This is a genomic window from Sphingobacterium sp. NPDC055431 (genome assembly GCF_053644255.1).
Window position 1 is genome coordinate 1 of the sequence record NZ_JBSHLH010000038.1, and the last position, 2576, is coordinate 2576.

Annotated in this window: 1 rRNA gene; it reads left to right on the plus strand. The window is 53.3% G+C overall.

The features are described from left to right. A 23S ribosomal RNA gene (locus tag ACWIB3_RS18545) occupies window positions 1-2515 on the plus strand; the annotation flags it as partial. Between the last annotated feature and the right edge of the window lie 61 nt (window positions 2516-2576).

Below are 2576 nucleotides of genomic sequence, written 5' to 3' on the forward strand. Positions count from 1 at the left end.
CAGGCATAGTGGTATCCTGAGTACCGCGGGACCGGAGAAATCCTGTGGGAATCCGCCAGCACCATCTGGCAAGGCTAAATACTCCTGAGAGACCGATAGTGGACCAGTACCGTGAGGGAAAGGTGAAAAGAACCCCGAACAGGGGAGTGAAAAGAACCTGAAACCGTGTGCTTACAAGCGGTCGGAGCGGAGCGATTCCGTGACGGCGTGCCTTTTGCATAATGAGCCTACGAGTTACTCTTGTCCGGCAAGGTTAATGGCTTAAGGCCAGGAGCCGAAGCGAAAGCGAGTCTGAACAGGGCGCACAGTCGGACGAGGTAGACGCGAAACCTTGTGATCTACCCTTGGGCAGGTTGAAGGTGCGGTAACACGTACTGGAGGACCGAACCGATAAACGTTGAAAAGTTTCCGGATGACCTGAGGGTAGGGGTGAAAGGCCAATCAAACTGGGAAATAGCTCGTACTCCCCGAAATGTTTTTAGGAACAGCGTCGGCATATGAGTCTAGCAGAGGTAGAGCTACCGATTGGGTGCGGGGGAGTCAAATCCTACCAAATCCAGACGAACTCCGAATGCTGCTAGATATGGCCGGCAGTGAGGCTTTGGGTGCTAAGGTCCAAGGCCGAGAGGGAAAGAACCCAGACCATCAGCTAAGGTCCCCAAATCCGTTCTAAGTTGAACTAACGAGGTCCGGTTGCCCAGACAGCTAGGATGTTGGCTTGGAAGCAGCCATTCATTTAAAGAGTGCGTAACAGCTCACTAGTCGAGCGGCCGGGCGTGGATAATAAACGGGCATCAAGAACGGTACCGAAGCTATGGATTGCAATTTATTGCACTGGTAGGGGAGCATTCCATCGGGGGCGAATCCGCAGGGCGACCTGTGGTGGACCTGATGGAAAAGCAAATGTAGGCATAAGTAACGATAAGGCGGGTGAGAAACCCGCCCACCGAAAGACCAAGGTTTCCTGATCAACGCTAATCGGATCAGGGTCAGTCGGGACCTAAGGCGCATCCGAACGGAGGCAGCCGATGGCCAACGGGTTAATATTCCCGTACTGTTGATGACTGCGATGTGGTGACGGAGTAGTGACACTGCCGCGAACTGACGGAATAGTTCGTTGAAGGGCAAAGGTATTGGACCGGTAGGCAAATCCGCCGGTACAGCCGAAGCCCGATAGTACAGCAAACCCTCGGGGGCGCTGATAGCGCAGGTAAGCAGACTTCCAAGAAAACCCGCTAAGCTCCAGGTCATCAAGACCCGTACCGCAAACCGACACAGGTGGTCGAGGAGAGGATCCTAAGGTGCTCGAGTGAATCATGGCTAAGGAACTCGGCAAAATGGCCCTGTAACTTCGGGAGAAGGGGCGCTTCCTCCAGCGATGGAGAAGCCGCAGTGAAAAGGCCCAGGCGACTGTTTAGCAAAAACATATGGCTTTGCGAAATCGAAAGATGAGGTATAAGGCCTGACACCTGCCCGGTGCTGGAAGGTTAAGAGGGGATGTCATCCGCAAGGAGAAGCATTGAATCGAAGCCCCAGTAAACGGCGGCCGTAACTATAACGGTCCTAAGGTAGCGAAATTCCTTGTCGGGTAAGTTCCGACCTGCACGAATGGTGTAACGATCTGGGCGCTGTCTCAGCCATGAGCTCGGTGAAATTGTGGTATCGGTGAAGACGCCGGTTACCCGCAACGGGACGGAAAGACCCCATGAACCTTCACTATAGCTTAACATTGAAATTGGGTACAGGATGTGTAGGATAGGCGGGAGTAGTCGAAGCGGTTTCGCCAGGAATCGCGGATACGCCCTTGAAATACCGCCCTTTCTGTATTCGGTTTCTAATCCCATCATGTGGGAGACATTGTTTGGTGGGTAGTTTGACTGGGGTGGTCGCCTCCAAAAAGGTAACGGAGGCTTTCAAAGGTAAGCTCAGTACGCTTGGTAACCGTACGAGGAGTGCAATGGCATAAGCTTGCTTGACTGTGAGACCTACAAGTCGACCAGGGTCGAAAGACGGACATAGTGATCCGGTGGTTCTGTATGGAAGGGCCATCGCTCAAAGGATAAAAGGTACTCTGGGGATAACAGGCTGATCTCCCCCAAGAGCTCATATCGACGGGGAGGTTTGGCACCTCGATGTCGGCTCGTCACATCCTGGGGCTGGAGAAGGTCCCAAGGGTTGGGCTGTTCGCCCATTAAAGTGGCACGCGAGCTGGGTTCAGAACGTCGCGAGACAGTTCGGTCCCTATCTGTTGTGGGCGCTGGAAGTTTGAGTGGATCTGACCTTAGTACGAGAGGACCGGGTTGGACGGACCGCTGGTGAACCTGTTATGCCGCCAGGTGTACGGCAGGGTAGCTACGTCCGGGATAGATAAGCGCTGAAAGCATCTAAGTGCGAAACTAGCCACGAGATGAGACTTCCTCACAAGGGTCGTCGGAGATTACGACGTCGATAGGCCACAGGTGTAAAGGTTGAGAGACCAAAGCCGAGTGGTACTAATAGCCCGAAGCTTTCCAATGCGGATAGACCTGTTGTCCTCTCTCTTTTTCTGATCTTTTCTTCCAATAACATGTCAATGT